The organism is Orrella sp. 11846 (assembly GCF_048820935.1).
Classification (GTDB): Bacteria; Pseudomonadota; Gammaproteobacteria; order Burkholderiales; family Burkholderiaceae_B; genus Algicoccus.
On the sequence record NZ_JBMERD010000007.1, the window covers coordinates 22,912 to 47,636 of the forward strand.

Genomic DNA, 24,725 nt, shown 5'->3' on the forward strand with positions numbered 1-24,725 from the left:
TCGTCCTTCCAGTCTGATTCGGGCGTTCTGTTACGCCCGAATTAAAGTTTTTTAATATAAAGCAACGGATCTAGCGGTTTGCCCTGATGCCGAAGCTCAAAGTATAGGGCTGAATCTAACTGCCCTCCTGTATTACCAGCTTTGGCAATCACATCGCCCGCCCGCACAGAATCTCCCACATCTTTGAGCAGACTCTGGTTATAAGCATACACACTCAAAAACTCATCGTCATGATCCACAATGATGAGATTGCCATAACCAGCCATCCATTTAGAAAAGACCACCGTCCCTTCTGAGACGACTTTGACAGGATCGCCTTCATTGACTCGGATCAAGACGCCACGCCAAGAGCCACCGTCTGGGTTACGACTGCCATATCTCGCCAAAACCGCGCCACTGACGGGTGACAACAACTGACCACGAGCAATGCGCTTGCCTTTCGGTAACGCCGCCAATGCAGCTTCTCGAGCGGCATCATGGACTGCCTCACGTGCTGCTTGATGTTCTGCCTGTTGAGCGGCCTGTGCTTGCTGAGCGCGCCATCGATCCATTTCAATCGACAGATCCTCAACCATCACCGATAAGCGTTTTTCATCTGCAGCCAGTGTCTGAGCCTGTTTGCGCTCTTTGGTGAGTTGTGCCTGAACCTGCGCATGCACTTTGGCACGTTGCGCTTGTTCTGACGCCAGTTGCTCACGCTCTTTGGCTAAACGATCTTTGGTCTGCTCAACCGAAGCCATTTGTTGTTTCTGAGTCTGCTGTAGCGTTAAAAGTTCCGCTTGATTGGTTTGCAGGTTTGCAATAGCTTCACTACGGGCACGCGTCACAAACTCGAGATATCCCAAATCACGTGAGATTTGCTGTGGGTCTTCTCCAGCTAGGAGCGCACTCCACGCATTTATACCACTAGCGTATTGCGACCTGAGTTGTTCCGACAAAACCTCCTGCTGCGCATCAATCCGAGCACGTGTTTCATCCATTTTGGTTTGGGTTTGGACCAGTTCAGTTTCAAACTGAGCCAGCATCTTATCGAGTTGGTCGAGCTTGCGCACGGTGACAGAAATGGCCTGTTCAGACTTTTGTAAGGCAGCAAACGCAGTTCGTTCTTCAGTCTGGCGTGTTTGCACCTTCTGCTGAACGGTTTCTAATTGCTTACGCAACGCTTCACGCTGTTGCTGAGCTTGTGCCTGCTGACGTGCTAATTCTTGTGGCGGGTCTTGTGGTTGTGACAACCCCAACGCAGGCAAACAAAGCAGCGCGATCCACACACAGCATGATGACCAACGGAATGTGGATCGCTTCACTGTCTTAGCCTTTTTTGGCTTTGCCCTGTGCTGCCACAGCAGCCATGGCAGCCTCAATCTCAGCCGGATCGGCCAGATAGTAATGGCGCAACGGTTTGAGGTTTTCATCAAGCTCATAGACGAGTGGCTGGCCTGTGGGAATATTCACACCCACGATATCTTCGTCAGACACATTGTCTAAATGCTTCACCAGTGCACGCAGACTATTGCCATGCGCAGAGATCAAGACGCGGCGACCGGCTTTGATTGCAGGGGCAATCGATTCTGTCCACACGGGTAAAACACGTTCAACGGTGTCTTTCAGGCATTCGGTTGCAGGCTGTTGCTCTGGGCTTAAACGTGCATAGCGCGGCTCAAAACGTGGATGACGTTCATCATCAAATGGCAGGGGTTCTGGCGCAATTGCATAGGCACGACGCCAAATCAGCACTTGTTCGTCACCAAACTTGGCGGCTGTCTCTGCTTTGTTCAAACCCTGAAGGTTGCCGTAATGGCGCTCATTAAGGCGCCAGTTGTTATGAATTGGCAGATACATTTGATCCATCGCATCGAGCGCAATCCACAACGTTCGGATGGCGCGTTTGAGCACGGAGGTAAAAGCCAAATCAAACTCAAATCCCTTTTCTTTCAGTAGCTTACCAGCTGCCCAAGCCTGGTCACGTCCTGTTTGAGTCAGGTCCACATCGGTCCACCCTGTAAAGCGGTTTTCCAGATTCCACTGGCTCTCGCCATGGCGCATCAATACAAGTTTGTACATGTCATTTGGGTCAAATAAGATTAAAGAGGTGCCACCATTTTATAATCCAAACTATTGTCCGATACGGACTTGACTTGTCTTAAGGGAAATCGTGGACTTTTTTCTGGAAACTAACAATCTTATGCTCATCGCCACAGCCGTCCTTTCCGGACTGATGCTCATGTGGCCTTCGATTCAAAATAAGCGCGCGGGACAGATGGTTGAGCCCATCGCAGCCGTGCAAATGATGAATCATCAAGATGCATTAATCGTAGATATCCGAGCCCCTGGCTCGTTTGACAAGGGTCGCATTCCACAGTCTCGCAACATTCCAGTAAAGGATTTTGAGACGCGCTTGGAAAAAGAGCCTAAAGACAAACCCATTATCGTCGTTTGTGATCGTGGCCAACTCGCCGTGGGCGCCGCCGCAAAACTGCGTGAATCCGGTTTTACGCAAGTCAGCGTCTTGAAGGGCGGCTTAAGCGCATGGGTCGGTGCCGACCTGCCCACCACGACGAAGCGTTAGACTGTCAGGTTTTGACGACGACTTATTAACCAACAAGGACCAATGATTACCATGAATCATGTTGTGATGTATTGCACAGGCATCTGCCCCTATTGCGATCGTGCAGAAGCTTTGCTGAACAAGCGCGGTGTCGCCAACATTGAAAAAATCCGTATTGATCAGGACCCAGCCAAACGCATGGAGATGATGGAGCGCACACAAAGACGCACCGTTCCTCAGATCTACATCGGTGAAACTCACGTTGGCGGTTATGATGACCTAGCGGCACTTGACCGTGCGGATGAGCTCATGCCTTTGCTCAATGCAGCATCCTGATCTTTTGCACTAGTCAGCCAACCTTTTATTTTTTGAATGGAAACCAATATGTCTCAAGAGAACTCCGCTGCCGGCAATGCCGAACAAGGCAATGCACCTGCTTTTAACCTGCAGCGCGTCTATATCAAAGATCTGTCATTAGAATTGCCTCACGCACCAGAAATCTTTCTGGAGCAAGAGTCCCCCAGCGTTGAAGTCAACATTGGCATTGCGGCACAGCGTCTGTCCGAGGTTCTGTACGAATCGGCTGTGACCATTACTGTCACCACCAAAATTGAAGACAAAGTTCTGTACCTGATTGAAGCCACTCAGGGCGGTATCTTCCAACTGACAAACATCCCAGAAGATCAGGTTGATCCATTGCTTGGCATCGTTTGCCCCAGCATGCTGTACCCATACCTGCGTGCAAACGTAGCGGATGCCATCACACGTGCTTCATTGCCACCATTGCATCTGACCGACGTCAACTTCCAAGCACTCTATCAGCAACGTCTGGAACAAGCTCAGCAAGAAGCTCAGCAACAACCCCAAGAAGACTCAGGCATCATTCTGCCACCCGGTACAACGCGCCAGTAAATGGTTGCAGGACCCGCTCAATCTCCTATGACAACGCCAGTCAATACCGCAACAGACCACGACACAGACAATTGTCCCGTCGTGGTCGTCGGGGCTGGCGCATGGGGGACTGCGCTCGCTTGCGCATTCAGTCGCAATACATCAACCGTCCTTTGGAGTCGTGATCCGGCACAACTTGAGCAAATGGTTCAAACGCGCATCAATGCACGTTACCTTCCACAAACTCGGCTGCCTGACGCACTCATGCTCGAAGCCGATCTGCATCGAGCCTTGGCCCATGTCACAGAACGTCCCAATCAACCAGCCTCTCGGGCAGGCCTAGTTATTCTTGGCACCCCAATGGCGGGATTGCCTGCAATCACAGAAAAAATTCTGGCTGATCTGCAAGCAACGGGTGGACGTATCCTAGGGTTGATCTGGACATGTAAAGGATTGGATGCCCAATCTGCCAAACTCCCGCATGAAATCATGCAAACAGAACTTGAAGCTGCCGACAAAACCGTTCCCATCGGCGCATTGTCTGGCCCCTCATTTGCAAAAGAAGTTGCGCAAGGTCTACCTGTCGCCCTCACCATCGCCAGTGAGAATGAAGCGCTTTGTGAAGCCACTATTCAAACCCTACACAGCCCGCATGTTCGCGTATATCAAAGCACTGACGTCCTCGGTGTGAGTGTGGGTGGTGCGCTTAAAAACATCATGGCCATTGCTTGCGGTATCTCTGATGGTCTGGAACTAGGTGACAATGCCCGCGCTGCTTTACTAACCCGAGGTCTGGCTGAGATGCGTCGTTTTGGTGTTGCGTTAGGTGCTCAAGCCAGCACTTTTGCGGGACTCACTGGTCTGGGTGATCTTGTGCTGACCGCCACCGGCGATCTGTCCCGAAACCGTCAACTCGGTTTAGCCATCGGTCAAGGTCAATCACCTCAGGTTCTTTTGAACCAAGGCATCACAGCCGAAGGTGCACGCTGCGTTGGCGCAGTCCTGGAACGCGCCCGAACACTAGGCGTCAACCTACCAATCTCTGAAGCCGTCCATGCCGTACTGTTTGAAGGTCTCTCGGCACAGGATTGTGTGACCCAACTCATGACCCGCGACCCTGCTCGGGATATTTGACCTAGTCAATAAGATTGTCACCCATGGATAAGCTGAAAAATTCACTCATGAGGCACCAGAGCGGCAATTTCCTGCTTCATCCAGCTGGGTAAGCGTGCACGCGTTGAAATAATTTCTGAAAACTCTAAGTAAGGCAGCTTAGCGCGCAATGAACGTATTGCCTTGCTCGCTTTGTCTGGGCCTAACCAGGCCAGAATTCGAACGATGTCACCAGCAGCACGACCCGGATAGATCAATTGCCATCTGGGTGCATGTCGTAGCTCCACTGTTTGTGCGCCTAGTTTCAAACGTCGGCTTGGTTCAGAAGTTAGATAGATAGCCCGCATGGGAACTTGGGTTGTGAGACCGAGCGCGTTGGCCGAGGTCGCACCGTGTGGGACGATGATCTCTCCACATTGTTTAGCCAAATTGTCGAGCACCTTGCCCACTGAGGGAGCCCGACTGCCAAAGCGACTTTTGATTGGCAACACATAGTTACCCCGGCTCACCCGTAACAAATCACCTCGTTGCGCAAGGCGTGATAAGGCTTGGCCCACGGCAGCACGATTACCTAGATGCAACAACTCTTTTGCAACCAAAAGCGCACCTTCCGGCAAGCCGATGGCACACCCAAGTATCTTGTTGGAAAGAGTCTGCATAAAGTGATTTCCTGATTGTCAAAAACATAACAAAATTTCTGACACTTTCAAGATCATAGAGAAACAGGCTAACAACGGATACAAATTATATTGTGTATTTCTGATTTACAAATTAAAATCTGTATTACGTAAATACAGTATGAGATTTGTATGTCTGATTTCACAATCCGTACAACCGCACAATTCCCCATCATGATTCGGGCCTTTCGTAAGCAAGCTGGCTTAACACAGGCGGCTGTGGCGACACGCTTAGGCGTGACGCAGCAAACTTACTCGGCTTTAGAACGCAATGCCGACAAAATGAGCGCGGACCGACTTCTACTTTTGCTAGGCATTCTTGGCGCTGATCTCGTACTGCGCGAGAAAAATGCCAAACATCCAACAAAAACAGCGACTACGTTAGACTGGTGATCATTCATGAAAGATCGCACACCACAATCACGACAACTTCATCTCTGGATAAATGGGCATTTTGTTGGAGTTTGGAGCCACGAACCATCTGTCGGCCCCATGCTTCAGTACGATCAAGCATGGGCTGAGTCTGAGCAAGGACGACCTCTTTCATTGTCTTTGCCTTTCACGCCAGGTAACCAACCGCACCGCGGAGCAGTCGTCAACGCTTTTTTTGAAAACCTGCTGCCAGACAGCCAAGATATTCGTGAACGCGTCGCTCGCCGGTTTCGGACGGAATCTACAGACGCATTTTCTCTTTTAAAAGAGATTGGTCGAGATTGTGCAGGCGCATTGCAGATTTTGCCGCCAGATACACCTCCTGACGACATTCAAAGCATTCAGGCAACTCGGCTCACAGATGATGACGTAGCTACGGTATTGCGCAATACCGTAGCTACGTCCTTATTGCAAAGGACAGTCTCTGACTATGACGACTTTCGGATTTCTATTGCCGGAGCACAAGAGAAAACCGCTTTGCTTTGGCATGAGGGTCAATGGTGCATTCCACACGGCGCAACACCCACCACCCACATTTTAAAACTGCCTATGGGCGTGATTGGCAACTTAAACATTGACATGCGTAACTCAATCGAAAACGAGTGGTTATGCGCAAAAATCCTACAAGCATACGGACTTCCAGTCGCACACTCACAAATTGCTCAGTTTGGAGACATACGCGTTTTAGTGGTTGAACGGTTTGACCGTGCTTGGAGAGAAACATCAGAAAAAAAACAATGGCTGGTCAGATTGCCGCAAGAAGATCTGTGTCAAGCAACAGGCACACCGCCGCATTTAAAGTATGAATCTGATGGTGGACCCGGTATACGCACGATTATGAACCTACTCACAGGCGCTAGTCATCCCAGGCGCGATCAGAGTTTTTTCTTTCGAACGCAGGTTCTTTTTTGGATGCTAGGGGCAACGGATGGACATGCAAAAAACTTCAGTATTTTTCTAAATCCAAATGGTGGTTACGAATTAACGCCACTCTATGATGTGCTCTGCGCATATCCTGTCATCGGCATGGGCGCCAATAAGCTTTCTCCATTTAAGGTGAAGCTTTCTATGGCAGTGCGCTCAAAAAACGCGCACTGGATCATGAAAAACATTCTACGCAGACACTGGATTGGTCTAGGCAATGAATATGGCATCACAACTTCAGACGGGCTAGGCGTTGATGCTGTTCTTGACGAGATCGTCGCCCAAACACCTCACGTCATAGAAACTGTTCGAGCACAGCTTCCAGAAAGCTTTCCGGAATACATCGCAGACCAGATCTTTACAGGACTACAAAACGCTGCCAAACGGTTAGCTGGATAACCCGTGCAGGATGACAATGCTGACACGAATAAAGAACAAAACCATGTTCTGACCGCACTAAACGGCGGAAGTCGGTTCTGTGCTATGCCAGTTTCATGTGACGCCGACTCGTTTAACGCTCTGCGCATATCCTTGCCCCTTGGTCAGCATCGCAGCCTTGTTTTTGAATAAGGCTGTTCGCTCGTAAAACTGGCTGCTAATCTGTCGGTCAAGCTGGCGCACACTCCATCCGCTTCATAGGGCTTCGGTTTCATAGAACTGACGTGCATGGGCATCCTGAACAGATAACAACCGGACATAGGCCGACCACGGCAACACAAATACCTGTGCCAATTGGGAAAGACTCAATTTGCCAGACAGTGTCTGGCAAATTGGCCAAGTCACAAAGAACGCCCGCATTTGCTGCAAATTCTGTCGGCTGAATCGTCGAAGGCGATAAGCATTTTTTTGCCTAAAACCTTTTACACTGCTGATAGCAACTGCCGATTGATGCTTGCCCATACAGTCTAATCAATTTCTGTTCCACGCTGACCGCACTAAATGGCAGAAGTCGGTTCTGCGTTAAACCAGTTTCGTGTGACATCGATTCGTTAGACGCCTTGCGCATATCCTTGCTGACGCCAGGCTTCAAATACGGTCACTGCGACGGCATTGGATAGATTCAGACTACGTTGCTCAGGCAACATGGGTAAGCGCAAACGCTGTTCAGTGGCAAACAACTCCAGCTGTTCTGGGCTCAATCCTGCTGTTTCACGCCCAAAGACAAACACATCACCTGCTTCAAACGCATGTCCACCAATCAGTGAAGACCCTTTGGTCGTCATACAAAACCGACGGCTCACATCAGCCCCTGTGGCTTTAAGCGCCTCAGCCAACGTGTCATGCACCTGCATGGCTTTCCATTCGTGATAGTCCAAACCTGCACGTCGCATCCGTTTGTCTTCTAAAGGAAACCCCAGCGGGCGCACTAAGTGAAGTTGCGTCCCTGTATTGGCGCACAAGCGGATGACGTTCCCAGTATTGGGTGGGATTTCTGGCTCAACTAAGATGACATGAAACATTTCGAGGGGTTTTGATGAAGATTGTGGCAAACATGATTGCCGCAATTTTACGGCAGTCCGGTTGCTTTAACGGTTCAAACACTGGGTATTGGGTTCTTCAGTCGATCTGTTTGGCTGCACACAGCACAATCACGTGACTCGCCCCCATGGCACGACAGACTTGGGCCGCTTGCTGAATCACGGTTAATTCACGATCACTGTCCAGCACCAAACCAATCCTACGGTGCTCAAAGCGTTGCGCAGTGACATGGTCTTCGATCCCTGCATCTTCTATGCGCCTGAGCGCACTAGGCAACCGTGCAATTCCTGTTAAACGACTCAACGATCGCGCCAGTTCCTGAGATGGATTACAGTGGCAACGTGCTAACTGGGCATTGCTCGCGGGAACGGGCACCCAAAAATCAGGCTGATAGATCGGATGCTGTTGCAACCAGCTCTGGCAACTACGCCACATCAATGCGGCCAGAACCGGACTTAAAGTTAAATCGGTCGCACAACGGCTAAAACGATTAATCATTAAAGCTGCCGGGAAACAATCATCAACCGCACAAAACATGGCATCAAACGGTCTGGGTATCCGTTGACAGAGTCGACACAATCCCTGAGACATGTGCTGTGTATTGACGCTCGGATTAGAGTTACCCGTAGAATGGATGGCCGCAGCGTTTTGATCAGACTGATGAGCTGAGTTCCACGTTGGTAGAGGCGTTTTGTGCACGCTTAAATCATTCGCACACCCAACACACAGCAATCGGCTATGGCGTGTGGCATACACATCCTGATCACACCCTGCACACAAATCACCTCGCCGACTACTTAAACCACATAAAGGGCAGGGTGTCGCCAGAAAAGCCAACCAATCCTTGAACCAAGCACATCTCATACCGTTTGTTAAAATCCAGCATTGTGCCGCGCTATACGCACCCTTAAAGATCCGCTATGACAAATTCAACCGTCTCTGAAAGCCTTCCGATTAATCCACGTCACGTACAACTCCAATTTAATCGGGCACAGCGTCCAGATGAGGCCGAGTTCTTATATGGCGAGATTGCCAATCGCATGCTGGATCGGTTGCGTCTAATTCGTTTAACGCCTTCCACGATGTTGGATGCAGGCTGCGGTTTTGGGGCTCGAACCGCGATGTTGCGTCAACGGTATCCACAGACCAAGCTCATCAGTCAGGACCACCATGAAGGCTTGTTAAAACGTCTACGCCAGGAACAAGGGCTAGACAGTTTTAAACAAAAACTGCGTCGTTTGCGCTCACCCATCCTGCACGAAACACTGCTTGCTGATCTCGCCCAAACCCAATTATCCGCAGAATCCATCGAACTGGTCTGGTCCAATCTCGCATTGCACTGGCATCCACGGGTTCATGACGTCATTCGGGAATGGGGCAGAATTCTGCAGCCCGAGGGTTTGGCGTTCTTTAGCTATTTCGGACCGGGCACTGCCATTGAACTCAGACGTGCGATTGCGACCGCACAACTTGAGACAGAAGCCATGCCATTTGTTGATATGCATGACCTAGGGGACATGCTCATTGAGCACGGATTTGCAGACCCAGTGATGGATCAGGAAGTCTTGACGCTGACCTACGAAGATCCACAAACCCTACTGCGAGACGCACGTGTTTTGGGGGGGAATGCCAACAATGCGCGCCGAGCTAATCTGGTTTCTAAAGGGTGGTTAGCCCGCCTGATGCAGGCTTTAGAATCTCAGCGCAATGCGGATGGTCATTTAACGCTGACTTTAGAGATTTGTTATGGGCACGCCTGGCGTCGCGCCATCCGCCAGCTTGGCACCGAAACCCGAATCAGCTTGCAATCGATCGGGCGGCGCCAATCCAGCGATTTTTAACAGTTCGTTACGTAAACCATTGAAACGCAGTGGCTGCTTTATTCAGCATGTAAAAGGCCAGCATAAACAGCAGAGCTGCGAACACTTTTTTCAGGGTAGCGACGGGTAAGCTGTGCGCAAGTTTGGCTCCCAACGGTGCAAACAACATGCTAAAGAACACCAGCACCAGCAGAGCAGGCCAGTACACATAACCCAACATGCCCGGCGGCAAGTCTGAAGCTTGCATACCCGACCAGATGTAACCCACGGTATTGGCAATCGCAATCGGAAAGCCTAAAGCTGCTGAAGTCCCAACGGCCTGATGCAAAGCCACGTTACACCACGTCATAAATGGCACCGAAATAAAACCGCCACCCGCACCGACCAAACCGGACACGAACCCAATCACACTACCGACCGCACCCGTTCCCAAACGGCCTGGCATTTGTCGTGAAGGCTTGGGCTTACGGTTACGCAACATCTGTAGGGCTGAATACCCCACAAATAGGGAGAAGACTAAGGCGAGCCAACCAGTTTTAAGGGCGGCAAAGACTGCGCCACCTGAAACTAACCCGCCTATCACAATCCCCGGCGCAAATGAAGCGACGAGATCCCAACGTACCGCACGACGCATGTGATGCGCACGCACACTCGACATTGACGTAAAGATAATGGAAGCCATTGACGTGGCAATTGCAGCATGCACCACCAGATCCATAGGAATGCCCTGCGCAGTCAGTAGCGCAGTCATAAAAGGCACCAGCAGCATCCCGCCACCAATACCCAGTAAGCCGGCTGCAAAGCCTGCCACGATACCCAACACGGCATACGCCAGAAAAAACAGAGGATCCATGATGATTTACGCGCAAAAAAAGGCAATGTCGCAGTATAACGAAGCGCCTACCTTCATCATCCACGATTGACGCAAAAAACTTATCTACGCCAGAAAACTGTTGTGAACAGCACCAACACGGTGAACATCTCTAGACGACCAATCATCATCGCAAATGTACACACCCAGACCTGAAACTCACTCAACATCGAATAATTACCGGCTGGCCCCACACCACCCAAACCTGGTCCAATATTATTGATGCATGCGATGATCGCTGAGAAAGCAATCGTCGTATCGGCACCACTTAAAAGCATCAGCATGACACCGATCACAATGGACAAGGCGTAGAGCACCATAAACGCCAACACAGAGGTCAGCACCCGATCGGGAATCCGATGTCCTTTGAGTAGGACGGGCGTGACCGCATGAGGGTGCAATAAGCTGGTCATTTCCTGACGCGCTTGTTTGATTAGCATCAACGCCCGGATCATCTTGATACCACCACCGGTCGAGCCCGAGCTCGTCGCAAAAATACCTAGCAATAACATCAGCATGGGCACAACGATTGGCCAAGTACTGTAGTCCGTACTGGCAAATCCGGCGGTCGTCGCCACAGACACCGTATTAAACAAGCCATAGCGGATTGCAGTCCAAACATTGGCATAGACGCCATCAAACCAGAGATACACGCCAATCAATACACCAACAAACAGCACCACACCGACAAACGGCCCGGCCTCTGGACAATGCCAATAGGCACGTAAACGACGCTGTGAAATGGCTTTAAAGTGGGTTGCGAAATTAATCCCTGAGAGCAACATAAAGACGATGGCAATGGCTTCGTGCAGAGGCGAATCAAAGAACGCAAAACTTGTGTCATGCGTGGCAAACCCACCTAAAGCCACAGTGGATGCCATATAACACCAGGCATCAAACCACGACATACCGGCATATCGATACGCTAAAAAGCAAATAATCGACAACCCAAAATAAATGGCGTAAAGCGCTTTGGCTGTGCTCGCAATACGAGGGGTGAGCTTCTCTTCTTTCATGGGCCCAGGGGTTTCTGCTCGAAACACCTGATAACCACCCACACCCAATAAAGGCATGATGGCCACAGCCAACACGATAATCCCCATACCACCCACCCAGTGCATGGTAAAGCGCCACAAATTCACTGAAGGGGCAATCGTGTCGAGCCCTGATAGTACGGTCGCACCAGTGGCCGTCAACCCCGACATCGCCTCAAAATAAGCGTCGGTAAAGGACAGTGGATGTCCAATCTGATGGAAATACAGCAGCAGCGGAATCGTCCCTAAAAGGGGCAAAAACAACCAGACGAGGGTGACTAGCAAAAAACCATCTTTAGGCCGCAGTTCTGCGCGGCCACTAAAAGCACCCAACCAGAGGATGACGCCAAACAACAGCGCAATGGCAAAAGACTGCACAAACAAGAAGAACTGGCCGTCACCCAGAATGAGCGACCACACCATGGGCACAAACATCGTCGTGGCAAACAAAGCCATCGTAAAGCCCAGCACATTGAGAACAGCCAAAAGACGCGTCATGCGGCTTCTCTCTTAAAAAAAGGAGGCCGAAACCTGAAAAAGCTTTTCTACCTTAGCAATCTGTGCGCGAGTCGGCACAAAGACAATGACATGATCCTGAGATTCGATCTGTGTCTCCGGATCCGGCAGCACAATGTCCTCACCACGTACAATCGCACCCACACTAGCACCTTTGGGTAAATCCAACTCTTGTACAGCGCGACCCACCACACGTGAAGATTTACGATCACCATGGGCAACCATTTCTAGGACCTCAGCAATTCCACCGCGCAATCGATGCGCTGCCACGATGTCTGCCTGTCGCACATACTTCAACAATTCGCTCATCGTCACCTGGGAGGGGGAGACTGCGATATCGATATGGCTGGCTTGCATCAACTCACCATAGGCCTGACGATTAATCAAGGAGATCACCCGTCGGGCACCCATGCGTTTGGCCAGAAGCGACGACATAATATTGTCTTCATCTTCACTGGTCAACGCCAACCAAGTATCGGTCTCTTCAATCCCTTCACGCGACAACAAATCTTCATCGGTTCCGTTGCCATGCAAGATCAGGACATTGTTCGGCAAAGAGCTTGCTAGTTCTTCACAACGCGCAAGATCATGCTCGATCAGTCGCACGTTATAGCCCGAGTCGGATAGATTTTTTGCGACACGCGCACCAATATTGCCGCCACCGGCAATCATAATTCGACGCACCGACTTTTCTTTTTTCTGAACTTGATGAACCGCTTCATGAGCCTGTGCTGTATCCACAATCAACAACAATTCATCGTCAGGCAACAGCACCGTATTATCTGAAATGGGCAGCGTATGACCTGCGCGCACAACTTCAATAATTCGAGCACGGATTTCAGGATTGGCGAGCGACAAATCGGCAATTTTATGGTTGGCCATAAAGCCCAGTCGGCTCACTCGCATGGTCACGACACTGACGCGACCACTGGCTAAAGCGACGACTTGTAGGGCTTCTGGAAATTCAATCAGTTTTTGTAGATAGGCTGTGACACTTTCTTCTGGGCTAATCACTGCGTCCACACAAAACCCATCTTCACCCAACAAGGATGGGTTTTTTGCGATTTCTACATTTCGCAGGCGTGCTACGCGACGGGGCACGTTAAACACACTGCGTGCAATTTTACAAACCACCAAATTCACAGCATCTTTGGCTGTACAAGCAATCAGCATATCCGCATCTTCAGCCCCTGCACGACGCAGTGTGGATAATTCGACGGCATCACCGACGACACCTCGAAGGTCCAAGCGGTTTTGTAGATCCATCAGCCGATCGACGTCTAGATCAATCAGCGTGATGTCATTTTTTTCAGACACCAGGTTCTCGGCCACACTGGTTCCGACCCGCCCGGCGCCTACGATCACGATTTTCATGTGTTGCGCTGCTTACGCGTCTCCACGCCCAATTGCTTGAGCTTGCGATATAAGTGTGTACGTTCAAGCCCTGTGCGCTCTGAAACACGTGTCATGCTGTTGTTTTCACGGGCGAGATGATATTCAAAGTACGTCCGTTCAAACTCATCTCTGGCATCACGCAAGGGTTGATCCAGCGAAATATTGCCCAGCAGGTTTTCAGGTGCCTCATCAGCTTCTTCTGCAAAAACACCGGCAACCGACGCTTCGGCAGCAGCGCCGTCTGCGGCTTTCACGGCCTGCGCAGATCCAGCAGGTGCAGCTGCACCGTCACCTTGTGCCAGGTTTTTCTGAGCTGCCGCCTGCAACTCACGCATGGGTCGTTTAAGCGCAGACACCACAGTTGTCAGCAACTTTTGCATGGTGATGGGCTTTTCCAGAAAATCGATTGCCCCAATGCGTGTCGCTTCAACTGCTGTATCAATCGTGGCATGACCACTCATCATCACCACAGGCATATCCAGCAAACCTTGGGAGCCCCATTCGCGCAAAAGCGTCACACCATCCGTATCTGGCATCCAGATATCGAGTAGCACCAGATCCGGCCTTGCCCGCTGTCTAGCTGCGCGAGCTTGCGCCGCGTTTTCAGCGAGTTCGACCGTATGACCCTCGTCATACAGGATCTCGAAAAGCAATTCACGGATGCCGACTTCGTCATCGACCACCAAAATTCGAGCCATAATGTCCTTCAATTACTAAGGTTTTTCGTTTAATTATCGTTTGCCTGACGCGATGCGTCTACTTGCGCATTTGATTCTACATAGGGAACCAACAAAATCGTGACCCGCGCACCACCGGTGCGTCGGTTCGACAATTCAATATAACCACCATGTTCTTCAACAATCTTACGCACGATCGCCAATCCTAGGCCCGTGCCCTGTGCCTTTGTGGTGATATACGGTTCAAATGCCCGCTGTAACAACTGGCTGCTAAAGCCCGGTCCATTGTCTGAAATGGTCAACAGCACAGCCGGCTCGCTCGCATCCACCCCCAAACCTTCAGCTTTTGCTTCGGTTTTGATGTGAATCATACCCCCGCCTGACACATCGATCAGGGCCTCTTTGGCGTTCCCCACCAAATTCAGGATCACTTGACGCAACTGCGTCAGATCACCACGCACCCCAGGCAGCCTATCTGCAAGCTCAATATCATAGGCAATTCCATCCACGCCCGGATCGCCCGGCCCGTCAAGCGGATCCCAACCATGCAGAATCAACACATCTTCAATCAAATCATTCAAATCAATGGCTTCGTAACGTGCCGGGGGCTTGCGAGCATATTCACGAAACTCATCGACCATCTGTTTTAAGGAGCCCACCTGATTCACAATGGTGTTTGTGGAGCGGGCTAGAAGTGCTGCATCATTCTCATCTAGCTTATCAGAGAGTTTCATGGCCAGACGTTCCGCAGACAATTGGATTGGTGTCAATGGGTTTTTAATTTCATGCGCCAAGCGCCGTGCCACCTCACCCCAAGCCACACTACGACTCGCAGAGATCACTTCACTGATGTCATCAAACACCACGACATAACCGTTCCCCGCCCCATGCGCAGACAAATGCGTGCCTCGGGCCAATAACGTCAGTTCGCGCATCACACGCTCTGGCATCAAATGCTCTTCACCGAAGTCCAAAGGTAACTCGGGAGACGCATTCGAAGACTCTGGCAGCATGACTTCTAACTGTTCTTGCCAGTGGACACGTTCACTGCTCATGGCTGCTTGCTGCGTAAAGGCGCGACGGATCGTATTGCCAAACGCCACTAGACTCTCAACGGTTTCAATCGGATACCCGATCACTGTCTGTAAATCTTCACCTAGAATCGATTGCGCACCCTGATTGAATGTGGTCAATCGAAACTGTTCATCAAACACTAGTACGCCGGCAGACAAATTCGCCAGAATACTTTCGATATACACCTTGGAGCGCTCAAGCTGACGACGGTTCGTCTCGACCAGACGTCTGGCCTCCTCAAGCTGTTGCGTCATCGCATTAAACGACCGAGTTAACTGACCAACCTCATCATTTTGTGAGGATTCCGGCAACGGCCTAAAGTCCCCCACACTCACCGCACGCGTGCCTGACGCCAGTGTTAATAGAGGTTGCACCAATCGTCTGGACAGATACAAGGCCACTGCAATCGACGCGAACACCGCAATCAACAGCGCCAATGTCAACGTCACACCAAACAATTGTCTCAAGCCATGGCGTGACAGTGCCAGTTCCTGATAGTCACGATAGCCTGCACGCACTTCTTCTGCATTGTGAACAAGGCTTTCAGGGACTGGCTTAATCAGTTGCAACCATCGCATTTCCTGCCCAAGTGAGCTACCCGAGTGCGTCATATCGCTCGCCATAGGCACAATCACGCGCAATATCATGCCCGCAGCCACATCTCGCGGCCCAGAACTCATGACACTTTCAGCCGCCGCATAACCATGGGTGATGCGAAGCTGGTTCAGGATATGACTGGGGATTGTTTGCGGCAACAACTGTCCAAACCGTTCAGTCACAAACGACACCGGTCGCCCAGACCCTGTAAACACACCCACTTCTTTCACACCCGTCACGTCCCGCACACGAGCTAATAAAGTGGGCAAATCGGATTCATCGGCCTCTGACAACAGAGGCGTCATCGCCTTGGCACGGGTATCTAATTCGTTAATTTGCGCATCTAACGCAGTGCGACCTAACGCCAAACCGGCATCTAGCGCAGTATCCACCCGCACATTAAACCAGGACTCAATCGATTTCGACATGAACTGAACCGAAACCGTATAGATCAAGGCGCCTGGCAACACGCCAATCAAAATAAATGCCAGCGCAAAACGACCTGTCAGTCTTGCACCAAACTGACCTTTATAAAGATGCCAGACAAGTCGAGCCAATAAACCCAGCACCCAGACAATCAAGCCGGCAGCTAAGGCCATATTCAAATAAACCAGTAGCTCATGATGCTCGGCCAGCCGAGAAGCGCTGCCGGTGGACCAAGCCAGCAAGATAAACAAGCCCAAACCCGCACAGGCCCCCAGCGCAATCAGCCAGCCGGCCCAGCGTCTCATGATCGGGCCTCGGTTTGCGGGGTAGTGACGTTCGACTCAACCTCAGTCGCTTTCTCTTGTTCGAGCTGAAACGAGAATGTGCGCCAAGCACTCGTTAATTGCCAATCCCGCTTACCGGCATCCAGTTGTAAAGCACGTGACATCTGCGTCATATCCAATTGAATACGCACCTGCCCTTCATAGGCATTGCCCAAATCAAAACGATCGATCGGTGCCACCACCCAGCCTCGGACACGCCGCACCAGATCCAATGCTTCTTCATAAGTCGGCACAACCATCCCCAAATCACCCGTGCTCACACGCCACTGGCGGGTCAATGTGTTGTAAGAGATTCGTCGCAACAATTGCGCCTGCACCAGTTTGCGGTCAAACCACCACCAACGTGGCTCTCCGATTTCAATGGCAATCTCAAAAGCCAGTGGCACCCCACGCTCAAGTACTTCGCGCATGGCTGAACTCAACTGTAGGCCAATATCCACATCCATGACCAACTGGCCATTCTGAACCAACGGGTCAATCCGACGAATTTCCGCTTGCGGTGTTTGTGCAAATACACTTTGCAACCCTAGACAAAACACAAAGAACACCCACCAGAATTTAAAGACACTCCCTCTCCAGGTGTTGAGCCATGGTTTGACACGGATTGATGTCACCGACACGCTTTAAATCCCCTTCTCAAAAAGTGCATAAAAGAACCCATCAAAACCCGTTGCATGCTGTTCACCTGCCGCCATCGGCAAAATCTGCCCAGGTGCTGGTTGTCGTTTGGCATCCGCAAAACGCGATAAAAATGCTTGTGCCTGTTGCTCGCCTTCTTCTTCAAACACAGAGCACGTTGCCAATAACAGCCGTCCGCCGGGTTTTAAAGATGACCACAACGCATCCAAGATCTCTCGTTGTAGGTGAGTGGTCTGCTTTAAATCAGACTCACGACGCAACCAAGGAATATCGGGGTGTCGCCTCACAATACCCGAGGCGGTACAAGGCACATCCGCCAGAATCAAATCATACGGTCCATTGGCACGCCATGACTGGCTCTTGCGTACATCGGCATGGATCAAATGCACACAGTCGGGATCCATCAGTTGTAAGCGTGACAGGTTTTGTTTTGTCATCGCGAGTCGTCGTGCATCAGCATCGACAGCCGTCAGCTCAATCTGCGCCAACTCCAGCAAATGCGAGCTCTTGCCACCTGGAGCTGCACAGGCATCTAACACCTTAGCACCGTCAAAAGGCGCGAGAATCTGCGCAGCACGCTGTGCCGACAAATCCTGAACAGACCACCACCCCGCGTCATAGCCCGGTAAAGACTCCACCGCACCCGTGTTTCGAACGGACAACGCCACCTCGGTTAGGGCTTGAGCTTCCAGGTTCTGAGCCTGCATGGCCTCAATCACAGTTTGCAGCGTCGTGACTCGCGTATTCACTCTCAGGACCAACGCGGGCTTATGTCGACTGACCGACAAAATCGCTTCCCATTGCGCTGGATACGCCTGCTGCACACGCTTTTGCCACCACACGGGGTAGCCATAGCGTGCAACCGGATCATTCGTAACTGCTTCGACAAATATGGCCCGTTCACGTTGAAACCGTCTCAGAATCGCATTGATTAAACGTGGCGCAAAAGGCGCTGAAATGAGTAGTCGAGCGGCACGCACACTTTGATCCACAATCGTGTGCACAGGATAGACTGGCGCATCACTCGACAGAGGGCTTTGATGTGAGGGCACACTGGCTGCTTCAGCCGAGCCTTCCCCTTTTTGCATTGCCACATCAAGCATCAGCAAGCTCAAGCCCACTAGGCTATTTAATGCGGCACTGGAGGCGCGTTTGCTTAAAGCCATGCTGCGCCATGTGCGCCCTAGCCCCCAGAAACGTAGAGCATGAGACACCAACGCCAATGCAGCCGGACGATTAGGACCTTCGAGTTTGTAGAGCACCGCACTCAGTGATCGGCCTGATTCCACATCAGCCAAACATTGTGCCGCCAGACTCAGGGCGTGTGCGAGATTGGTTTTTTGTGTGGATTGCGTCATAAAGGTTTCTGAAAAACTCAGGATTCAACAGGCGGTGCACCCATTTCCGGGATTGTACGCCAGCCTTGTAAAAACGATGCGGCCGCTTGACGGCGTGCACCAGCGCGCTGCAATTCAAGAATCCTCAGTATGCCATCACCTGTCATCACGTCAATCCCCTGTGCACTAGCAGCCACCAGACTGCCTGGTTTCAAGATCACACCATCATCAGAAACGACTTGTGCATCAAACACGCGGACCGGCTCATCAATTCCAGGCAGCGACAAACGCGCACCCGGAAATGGATCAAAAGCACGGACTTTTCTGATAAGTTCCGACGCAGGTGCAGACAAATCGAGATGTGACTCTTCCCGATTCAATTTTTCTGCATACGTCACACCTTCCTCAGGCTGGGGTTGCGGTTGCAATTCACCCGCTTGCAGCTTCTCAAGTGCTTGCACAATCGTCGTGCAGGCCAATGTTGCCAAACGGTCATGTAACCGTTGTGCGTTGTCTGAAGGTTCGATTTCTAATGGCGCGATTAGCAACATATCGCCCGTATCCAGCCCTTCATCCATTTGCATAATCGTGATGCCTGTGTGTGTGTCACCCGCCTCGATGGCACGTTGAATTGGGGCAGCACCACGCCAGCGTGGCAACAAACTAGCATGAATGTTTAAACACCCGTAGCGCGGCATCTGTAGCACCCAGGCCGGTAAAATCAATCCATACGCCACCACAATCAGCACATCCAGATTTAAAGCCTGTAAAGCCGTCTGTGCGTCTTGCGCATCTTGCGGATGACGACCATCTAAACGCAAACTCACGGGCTGCAAAACCGTCAAACCATGCGACTGTGCTAAAGCCTTCACTGGACTGGGTGTGAGCTTCATACCTCGGCCAGACGGTCGATCCGGTTGCGTCAGCACCACGTTAATCTGATAACCACGGGCAATCAGTGTTTCTAGCACCGTGCTTGCAAACTCGGGCGTTCCTGCAAAACCAATTCTCATATCATTACCTAAAATGGACGCAAATCTTAGACTGATCTGTCGTCATGTCGTTACTATGAAGGATATCGCAAGCCGACCCACAAAGTCGATGCGCCGTCCCGATCATCAATCAGAGTTGCCTTATGCGTGAAATTACCGTCAAAATTTTAAACCTCATGGGCTGGGAACAGCTGCCCGGCTGGCTGTCGGCCCTTGTGGCAGGCATCAATGTCATTTTGGTATTGATTATCGCCTTTATCACCCGACAGCTCGTGCGCCGTTTTCTGACGAGCGTCCATAACCGTCTTGAGCGGCGCGCCATCGACTTAGAAGACCGCAAGCGCCTAGAAACCATTAATCGCATCATCGGTTATGTGGCGTCTGTGGTCATTGGCGTCATCACGTTTTTACTGGTGCTCGGCGAACTCGGCATTTCAATTGCACCGTTATTAGCCACAGCGGGTGTTGCAGGGATCGCCATCAGCTTTGGGGCACAAAGCTTGGTCAAAGACTACTTTGTGGGATTTGTCATGTTGCTAGAAAACCAGATTCGACAAGGCGATTTTATTGAAGTCGCTGGCAAATCTGGCACCGTTGAAGAAGTCACCTTACGCTACGTACGCCTGCGTGACGGCGAGGGTGCAGTGCATTATGTCCCCAACGGCACCATCACCACCGTGAGCAACCACAGCCGTCAGTTTGCTTATGCCCTAGTGGATGTCGGCGTTGCCTATGACACCGATCTGGATAAAGCGTTTGAGGTCTTACGTGAGATCGGGCAACAGATGCGTGAGAACGCACAATTTCAAGACAAAATCATTGGAGAACCCGAAGTCATGGGTGTTAATGGTTTGGGAGATTCAGCCATTATGATCAGAGTGCGCTTGCAAACCATTGCCGCGGCCAAATGGCCTGTCAAACGTAAGCTAATGGAAATGATTACACAAGAATTTCCGGAAAACGGCATTGAAATCCCATTTTCTCAACAGGTGGTTCATCTCCAAGGTGTTGAAATTGAAAAGAGCAATTTCAAGGAAGAGTCTGCAAATCAATAATAGGCGTAACGCCCTTCGAGATTTAATTCTCGTCCGCAGATTTTGTGCTTTCTTGCGCTAAGCGCGCCTGCTCCTCCTGGCGCGCTTGTTCTTTCAGCTCTTCGGCAGAAATATGTACGATCTTGCCGTCAACCATAACCACTATGCCCGTGCCATACTTAATCCCGTCTTCACGAGCCAGCTGAGCAGCGCGTTTCAACCCCGCAGTCACTTGCGCCACAAAACTGGTTGTTTCGTCGTTTTGGCGATTCACCTATTGACTCCTTGCTCCATCAAGATTGGATCTAATTCTGAATTATCAAAAACCAACCATTCATTCACAACATGTTTATAGTCTGAATGCAACAACCTTAATCCAGCATCAAAACGCCGCCGAATCACCGTCTCTGGAATATCGTGCCCTCCTTGACTGACTCTTTGTGCGACTCGATCAATACAAATATTCACATCATTTAAGAACAAAAATAGCAGCCGAACCTTGTAACCATTTGCTTGCCAACGGGCAATATGTTTTAGGTAACTACGCCCAGACAAGGTCGTCTCAATCGCAAAACTTTCACCGCGACTAAAACATGCTTCGACTTCTTCTAGCATGATTTTTCCAGCTCTAATCGCGACTAACTCCGGATCAAATGGCGACAAACCTGCTGCAATATAATCCGCGTTTATAAAGCGAACATCATCCTTTAAGGGCGCCAGAAATGAGCGCGCAAACGTTGTCTTGCCAGCGCCATTTGGGCCAGCCACTATGAAAACCTGTCGTTCTGCTACTAACACCACGCAACCTCTAGATACTTTACCGTTCTACACAAAATGTCTTTTTGTTAACCCGCAGTGCATCCAAGAACGAAATAAGTACTCCCTACTCAACCGTTTCAAGCTGTTTTTCGCGTCGCTGTTTAAGGATCTTGGTGCGCAAACGGTTGTGCTTTAGGCTGGATAAGCGTTGTATAAACACCTTGCCATCCAAGTGATCAATCTCATGCTGGATACAGACAGCGAGCAAACCATCTGCATCAAACTCTTGAGTCTGACCGTTTTCATCGAGGGCTTTCACGCGGATTTCGGAAGCGCGTTTCACTTCTTCGTAAATACCGGGCACTGACAGACAGCCTTCTTCGTAGACTTGTGTGTCATCACTGCGCGAAAGGATTTCCGGATTGATCAGCACTCGCAGTTCATTTTGTTCTTCTGAGAGATCAATAACCACCACACGTTCGTGCACGTCGACCTGAGTGGCCGCCAAGCCAATACCTGGCGCCTGATACATCGTTTCAGCCATGTCTTTGACCAACTGGCGAATACGATCGTCGACCTGTGCAACAGGTTTGGCCACCTTGTGCAAACGTGGATCGGGATAATGAAGAATATTTAAAATAGCCATAGTCGTATTTTAACCTGACAAAGTCTATGCAAACCAGATTTCATTTTAATAAGCGGGGGATCATAAAAAACTCTTCAAAAGCCAGCATCACTTAGAATACAGGGTAATCGCAAGTGTTTATCCAGCATCCTGACTTTAATATCGGCCACTCATGACTCTACGCACCACACGTTTACTGATCACACCGATCATCCTAGGTTTGACGCTTACACTGAATACCAGTGTCGCCAGTCAAACCACCGACGTTGCGCCACTGGTCCCGCCCAACCCCTGCGAAGTCCATCTGGCTGTGGGTGATACTTTGCGTTTCAGTCAGACCCAGATTGATGTTCCACAAAATTGCGAGCGTTTTACCGTCGAGCTTGAGCACATCGGCAGACTACCTAAAACCGCCACCCCACAAAACTGGGTTTTAACCACCAGACCTTATCTGGAGACTGTCGCAAGAGCTGCCTATCGAGCCGGTGAAATCAATCACTGGACAGCCCCCAACAGCGAACACATCCTAGCTGCAACGCCCTTAATCGGCCGAGGTGAAACAACCCGAGTGATTTTAGACGTCTCTAGTTTGGACACAGAAACTGACTATCGGTTCTTAAGTACTGTGGGTGGACACTCACCCCGTATGCGCGGCACTTTACGCGTCGTGCCGACACCTTGATTCAAATACAGTTAGCTTCGACCACCAAAAATCGCTGAACCCACACGAATTTGTGTAGAGCCCTCTTCAATTGCGAGCTCCATGTCGCCGCTCATGCCCATCGACAACGTCTTTAAACGGTTGGCATCGATCCCCTGCGCCACAGCGTCATCACGACACTGCCGCAACTGACGAAAACATGCCCGTACTGCTTGTTCATCCTCTGACAGCACAGCCATTGTCATCAAACCTTTCAAACGCAGATTCGGGTACGACTCCAAAGACTTAAGAAAAGGCACAAGCTCTTCAGGCTCCACACCCGACTTTGTGTCTTCCGGTGAGGTTTTAACTTGCACTAAAACGTCGAGTGTGCGCTCTAGGGGTTCCAATCGTCGCTGTAACGCCTGAGCTAAAGACAATCGATCCAGAGACTGAAGCTCGCTGGCCCACTGAGCGATGTCTTTGGCTTTATTCGTCTGTACCTGACCAATGGCAACCCAGCGTAAATAAGACGCTTCAAGCGCTTGTGCTTTACTGGCGAGTTCCTGAGGACGGTTTTCACCAAACGCATCAAAGCCCAAAGCCATCGCCTCACGAATTGCGTCAACCGGAAACGTCTTACTGACTGGTAAAAGACTAACCTCAGATGGATCACGACCGGCACGGGCACACGCCGCAGCTATTCTGTCACGCACCGCATTCACACGTTCACGCATCGCGTCCTGACTCATCGGATACTCTCCTTACTTCTTGTATTCATCACATTTCAACGTTTTAGACTACCGTACTTGCACAAAACCTGCATCACCCGCCTGAACCTCACCGATGACAGACGCTTGCCCACATCCATGTGCACGGAATGTCGCCAGAACATCTTGGACCGCATCGGGTGCACACGTCACCAACAGTCCGCCTGAGGTTTGTGGATCGGTGAGCAAATTGCGCCACAACAAATCATCACTTGCCACACCTCGAATCTGATGCCCGTATGACTGCCAGTTGCGCCCTGAAGCGCCAGTCACATAGCCCGCCTGAGCCAGTGCTTGCACTGAATCCAGAAACGGGATTCGCGATGCATCCAAATGCAAACTCACACCCGAGGCTTGCGCCACTTCCTGCGCATGTCCCAGCAAACCAAATCCAGTGACATCAGTCATGGCATGCACCGCTGACAACTGTGCCAACGCCTGACCCGCTTTGTTCAATAAGGTCGTGGTCTCGATCAACTGCTGATAGGCTGCCGCCTCCAATGCCTGCTTTTTATAGGCTGCAGAAAAAATCCCAACACCTAAAGGTTTACCGAGAATGACACAATCACCTGCTTGAGCATCGCGGTTACGCCGAATTAACTTGGGATCGACCACACCCAATGCCGCCAATCCATAAATGGGTTCCACAGAGTCAATGGAGTGTCCACCCGCCACCACAATCCCTGCCGAGGCGCAGACCGACTGACCGCCGCGCATAATCTCCCCAATGGTGTGGGGTGAGAGCACATTGATTGGCATACCCACAATGGCCAATGCGAGAATGGGTTGTCCGCCCATGGCGTACACGTCCGACAGGGCGTTTGTTGCTGCAATTCGTCCAAAATCAAACGGATCATCGACAATCGGCATAAAGAAGTCTGTGGTTGCGATCACTGCCTGTTCATCATTGAGTCGGTAAACCGCAGCATCATCGCCCGTTTCCGTGCCCACCAACAAATTAGGATCCGGCGTAGGGACAGGTAAGCGCGCTAAGAGCGCCGTTAAAACATTAGGTGCAATTTTGCAGCCACAACCGCCACCATGGGCAAGCGAAGTCAATGCGGGCTCATCATTCTTATTTTTTAAATCAGTCATATCAGTGGTGCGTCTCTTC

The 24,725-nt window shown here is 50.8% G+C and carries 27 protein-coding genes and 1 pseudogene; 9 read left to right on the forward strand and 19 right to left on the reverse strand.

Annotated features, from left to right (window positions below):
- Positions 1-41 precede the first annotated feature (41 nt).
- Positions 42-1,232 carry a murein hydrolase activator EnvC family protein gene (locus ACOI06_RS07225; protein ID WP_420661875.1) on the reverse strand — a complete coding sequence of 397 codons (1,191 nt, stop codon included), beginning with the start codon at positions 1,230-1,232 and terminating at the stop codon, positions 42-44.
- A gap of 76 nt (positions 1,233-1,308) precedes the next feature.
- Positions 1,309-2,061 carry a 2,3-diphosphoglycerate-dependent phosphoglycerate mutase gene (gpmA, locus tag ACOI06_RS07230; RefSeq protein WP_420661876.1) on the reverse strand — a complete coding sequence of 251 codons (753 nt, stop codon included), beginning with the start codon at positions 2,059-2,061 and terminating at the stop codon, positions 1,309-1,311.
- Between the two features lie 121 nt (positions 2,062-2,182).
- On the opposite strand from gpmA, the gene ACOI06_RS07235 reads away from it, so the two are divergent.
- The 4 genes from ACOI06_RS07235 to ACOI06_RS07250 are packed head-to-tail and all read left to right on the forward strand — an operon-like array spanning position 2,183 to position 4,570.
- Positions 2,183-2,566, forward strand: a complete 384-nt coding sequence (locus tag ACOI06_RS07235) for a rhodanese-like domain-containing protein (protein ID WP_420661878.1) — start codon at positions 2,183-2,185, stop codon at positions 2,564-2,566.
- Positions 2,567-2,617: 51 nt separating this feature from the next.
- Positions 2,618-2,881 carry a glutaredoxin 3 gene (gene grxC, locus ACOI06_RS07240; protein WP_420661879.1) on the forward strand — a complete coding sequence of 88 codons (264 nt, stop codon included), beginning with the start codon at positions 2,618-2,620 and terminating at the stop codon, positions 2,879-2,881.
- 48 nt (positions 2,882-2,929) lie between these two features.
- Complete coding sequence (secB, locus tag ACOI06_RS07245; RefSeq protein WP_420661880.1) at positions 2,930-3,457, forward strand: protein-export chaperone SecB; 528 nt, start codon at positions 2,930-2,932, stop codon at positions 3,455-3,457.
- Between the two features lie 27 nt (positions 3,458-3,484).
- Positions 3,485-4,570 (forward strand): NAD(P)H-dependent glycerol-3-phosphate dehydrogenase, encoded by a 1,086-nt coding sequence (locus ACOI06_RS07250; protein ID WP_420661881.1) that lies wholly within the window; start codon positions 3,485-3,487, stop codon positions 4,568-4,570.
- Positions 4,571-4,611: 41 nt separating this feature from the next.
- Here the strand turns inward: ACOI06_RS07250 and ACOI06_RS07255 are convergent, their stop codons facing one another.
- Positions 4,612-5,208 (reverse strand): DUF6088 family protein, encoded by a 597-nt coding sequence (locus ACOI06_RS07255; protein ID WP_420661882.1) that lies wholly within the window; start codon positions 5,206-5,208, stop codon positions 4,612-4,614.
- A gap of 150 nt (positions 5,209-5,358) precedes the next feature.
- On the opposite strand from ACOI06_RS07255, the gene ACOI06_RS07260 reads away from it, so the two are divergent.
- A complete protein-coding gene (locus ACOI06_RS07260) occupies positions 5,359-5,619 on the forward strand; it encodes a helix-turn-helix transcriptional regulator (RefSeq protein ID WP_420661883.1) in 261 nt (86 codons plus the stop codon).
- Positions 5,620-5,625: 6 nt separating this feature from the next.
- On the forward strand, positions 5,626-6,981 hold the full coding sequence (locus tag ACOI06_RS07265) for a type II toxin-antitoxin system HipA family toxin (RefSeq protein WP_420661885.1): 1,356 nt from the start codon (positions 5,626-5,628) through the stop codon (positions 6,979-6,981).
- A 135-nt stretch (positions 6,982-7,116) separates the two neighbouring features.
- Here the strand turns inward: ACOI06_RS07265 and ACOI06_RS07270 are convergent.
- From ACOI06_RS07270 to ACOI06_RS07280, 3 genes and pseudogenes are all read right to left on the reverse strand, one after another.
- Positions 7,117-7,410, reverse strand: a pseudogene (locus tag ACOI06_RS07270) (DUF1016 N-terminal domain-containing protein); the annotation flags it as partial.
- Between the two features lie 161 nt (positions 7,411-7,571).
- The gene (locus ACOI06_RS07275; protein WP_420661886.1) at positions 7,572-8,042 is read right to left on the reverse strand and encodes a tRNA (cytidine(34)-2'-O)-methyltransferase; all 471 of its coding nucleotides are present in this window, start codon (positions 8,040-8,042) and stop codon (positions 7,572-7,574) included.
- Between the two features lie 97 nt (positions 8,043-8,139).
- Positions 8,140-8,925, reverse strand: coding sequence for a hypothetical protein (locus ACOI06_RS07280; protein ID WP_420661887.1), 786 nt, complete (start codon positions 8,923-8,925; stop codon positions 8,140-8,142).
- A 56-nt stretch (positions 8,926-8,981) separates the two neighbouring features.
- Between ACOI06_RS07280 and ACOI06_RS07285 the strand changes: the two genes are divergently transcribed.
- Positions 8,982-9,902, forward strand: a complete 921-nt coding sequence (locus tag ACOI06_RS07285; RefSeq protein WP_420661888.1) for a methyltransferase domain-containing protein — start codon at positions 8,982-8,984, stop codon at positions 9,900-9,902.
- 7 nt (positions 9,903-9,909) lie between these two features.
- Here ACOI06_RS07285 and ACOI06_RS07290 read toward each other — a convergent pair whose 3' ends face one another.
- From ACOI06_RS07290 to fmt, 8 genes are all read right to left on the reverse strand, one after another.
- Positions 9,910-10,734, reverse strand: a complete 825-nt coding sequence (locus tag ACOI06_RS07290; protein WP_420661889.1) for a sulfite exporter TauE/SafE family protein — start codon at positions 10,732-10,734, stop codon at positions 9,910-9,912.
- An 80-nt stretch (positions 10,735-10,814) separates the two neighbouring features.
- Positions 10,815-12,284, reverse strand: coding sequence for a TrkH family potassium uptake protein (locus ACOI06_RS07295; RefSeq protein WP_420661890.1), 1,470 nt, complete (start codon positions 12,282-12,284; stop codon positions 10,815-10,817).
- Positions 12,285-12,296: 12 nt separating this feature from the next.
- The gene (trkA, locus tag ACOI06_RS07300; RefSeq protein ID WP_420661891.1) at positions 12,297-13,676 is read right to left on the reverse strand and encodes a Trk system potassium transporter TrkA; all 1,380 of its coding nucleotides are present in this window, start codon (positions 13,674-13,676) and stop codon (positions 12,297-12,299) included.
- Entirely contained in the window at positions 13,673-14,395 is a 723-nt protein-coding gene (locus ACOI06_RS07305) for a response regulator (RefSeq protein WP_420661892.1), read from the reverse strand. The genes trkA and ACOI06_RS07305 overlap by 4 nt, the downstream gene beginning before the upstream one ends.
- A 29-nt stretch (positions 14,396-14,424) precedes the next feature.
- The gene (locus ACOI06_RS07310; protein WP_420661893.1) at positions 14,425-16,776 is read right to left on the reverse strand and encodes a sensor histidine kinase; all 2,352 of its coding nucleotides are present in this window, start codon (positions 16,774-16,776) and stop codon (positions 14,425-14,427) included.
- On the reverse strand, positions 16,773-17,435 hold the full coding sequence (locus ACOI06_RS07315) for a DUF4390 domain-containing protein (protein WP_420661894.1): 663 nt from the start codon (positions 17,433-17,435) through the stop codon (positions 16,773-16,775). Before ACOI06_RS07315 ends, ACOI06_RS07310 begins: the two co-directional genes overlap by 4 nt.
- A 3-nt stretch (positions 17,436-17,438) precedes the next feature.
- Positions 17,439-18,812 carry a 16S rRNA (cytosine(967)-C(5))-methyltransferase RsmB gene (gene rsmB / locus ACOI06_RS07320; RefSeq protein WP_420661895.1) on the reverse strand — a complete coding sequence of 458 codons (1,374 nt, stop codon included), beginning with the start codon at positions 18,810-18,812 and terminating at the stop codon, positions 17,439-17,441.
- Positions 18,813-18,829: 17 nt separating this feature from the next.
- Positions 18,830-19,804, reverse strand: coding sequence for a methionyl-tRNA formyltransferase (fmt, locus tag ACOI06_RS07325; protein WP_420661896.1), 975 nt, complete (start codon positions 19,802-19,804; stop codon positions 18,830-18,832).
- A gap of 122 nt (positions 19,805-19,926) precedes the next feature.
- On the opposite strand from fmt, the gene ACOI06_RS07330 reads away from it, so the two are divergent.
- Entirely contained in the window at positions 19,927-20,838 is a 912-nt protein-coding gene (locus tag ACOI06_RS07330) for a mechanosensitive ion channel family protein (RefSeq protein WP_420661897.1), read from the forward strand.
- Between the two features lie 22 nt (positions 20,839-20,860).
- On the opposite strand, the gene ACOI06_RS07335 is transcribed toward ACOI06_RS07330, so the two are convergent.
- The 3 genes from ACOI06_RS07335 to def all read right to left on the reverse strand — a co-directional run bounded on the left by ACOI06_RS07335 (position 20,861) and on the right by def (position 22,222).
- Entirely contained in the window at positions 20,861-21,091 is a 231-nt protein-coding gene (locus tag ACOI06_RS07335; RefSeq protein ID WP_420661898.1) for a hypothetical protein, read from the reverse strand.
- Positions 21,088-21,585: an AAA family ATPase gene (locus ACOI06_RS07340; RefSeq protein ID WP_420661899.1), complete on the reverse strand. Its 498-nt coding sequence runs from the start codon at positions 21,583-21,585 to the stop codon at positions 21,088-21,090. Before ACOI06_RS07340 ends, ACOI06_RS07335 begins: the two co-directional genes overlap by 4 nt.
- A gap of 115 nt (positions 21,586-21,700) precedes the next feature.
- On the reverse strand, positions 21,701-22,222 hold the full coding sequence (gene def, locus ACOI06_RS07345; protein ID WP_420661900.1) for a peptide deformylase: 522 nt from the start codon (positions 22,220-22,222) through the stop codon (positions 21,701-21,703).
- 151 nt (positions 22,223-22,373) lie between these two features.
- On the opposite strand from def, the gene ACOI06_RS07350 reads away from it, so the two are divergent.
- Positions 22,374-22,883, forward strand: a complete 510-nt coding sequence (locus ACOI06_RS07350; RefSeq protein WP_420661901.1) for a plastocyanin/azurin family copper-binding protein — start codon at positions 22,374-22,376, stop codon at positions 22,881-22,883.
- 11 nt (positions 22,884-22,894) lie between these two features.
- On the opposite strand, the gene ACOI06_RS07355 is transcribed toward ACOI06_RS07350, so the two are convergent.
- Positions 22,895-23,593, reverse strand: a complete 699-nt coding sequence (locus ACOI06_RS07355) for a YggS family pyridoxal phosphate-dependent enzyme (protein WP_420661902.1) — start codon at positions 23,591-23,593, stop codon at positions 22,895-22,897.
- A gap of 48 nt (positions 23,594-23,641) precedes the next feature.
- Positions 23,642-24,706: a selenide, water dikinase SelD gene (selD, locus tag ACOI06_RS07360; RefSeq protein WP_420661903.1), complete on the reverse strand. Its 1,065-nt coding sequence runs from the start codon at positions 24,704-24,706 to the stop codon at positions 23,642-23,644.
- Positions 24,707-24,725 lie beyond the last annotated feature (19 nt).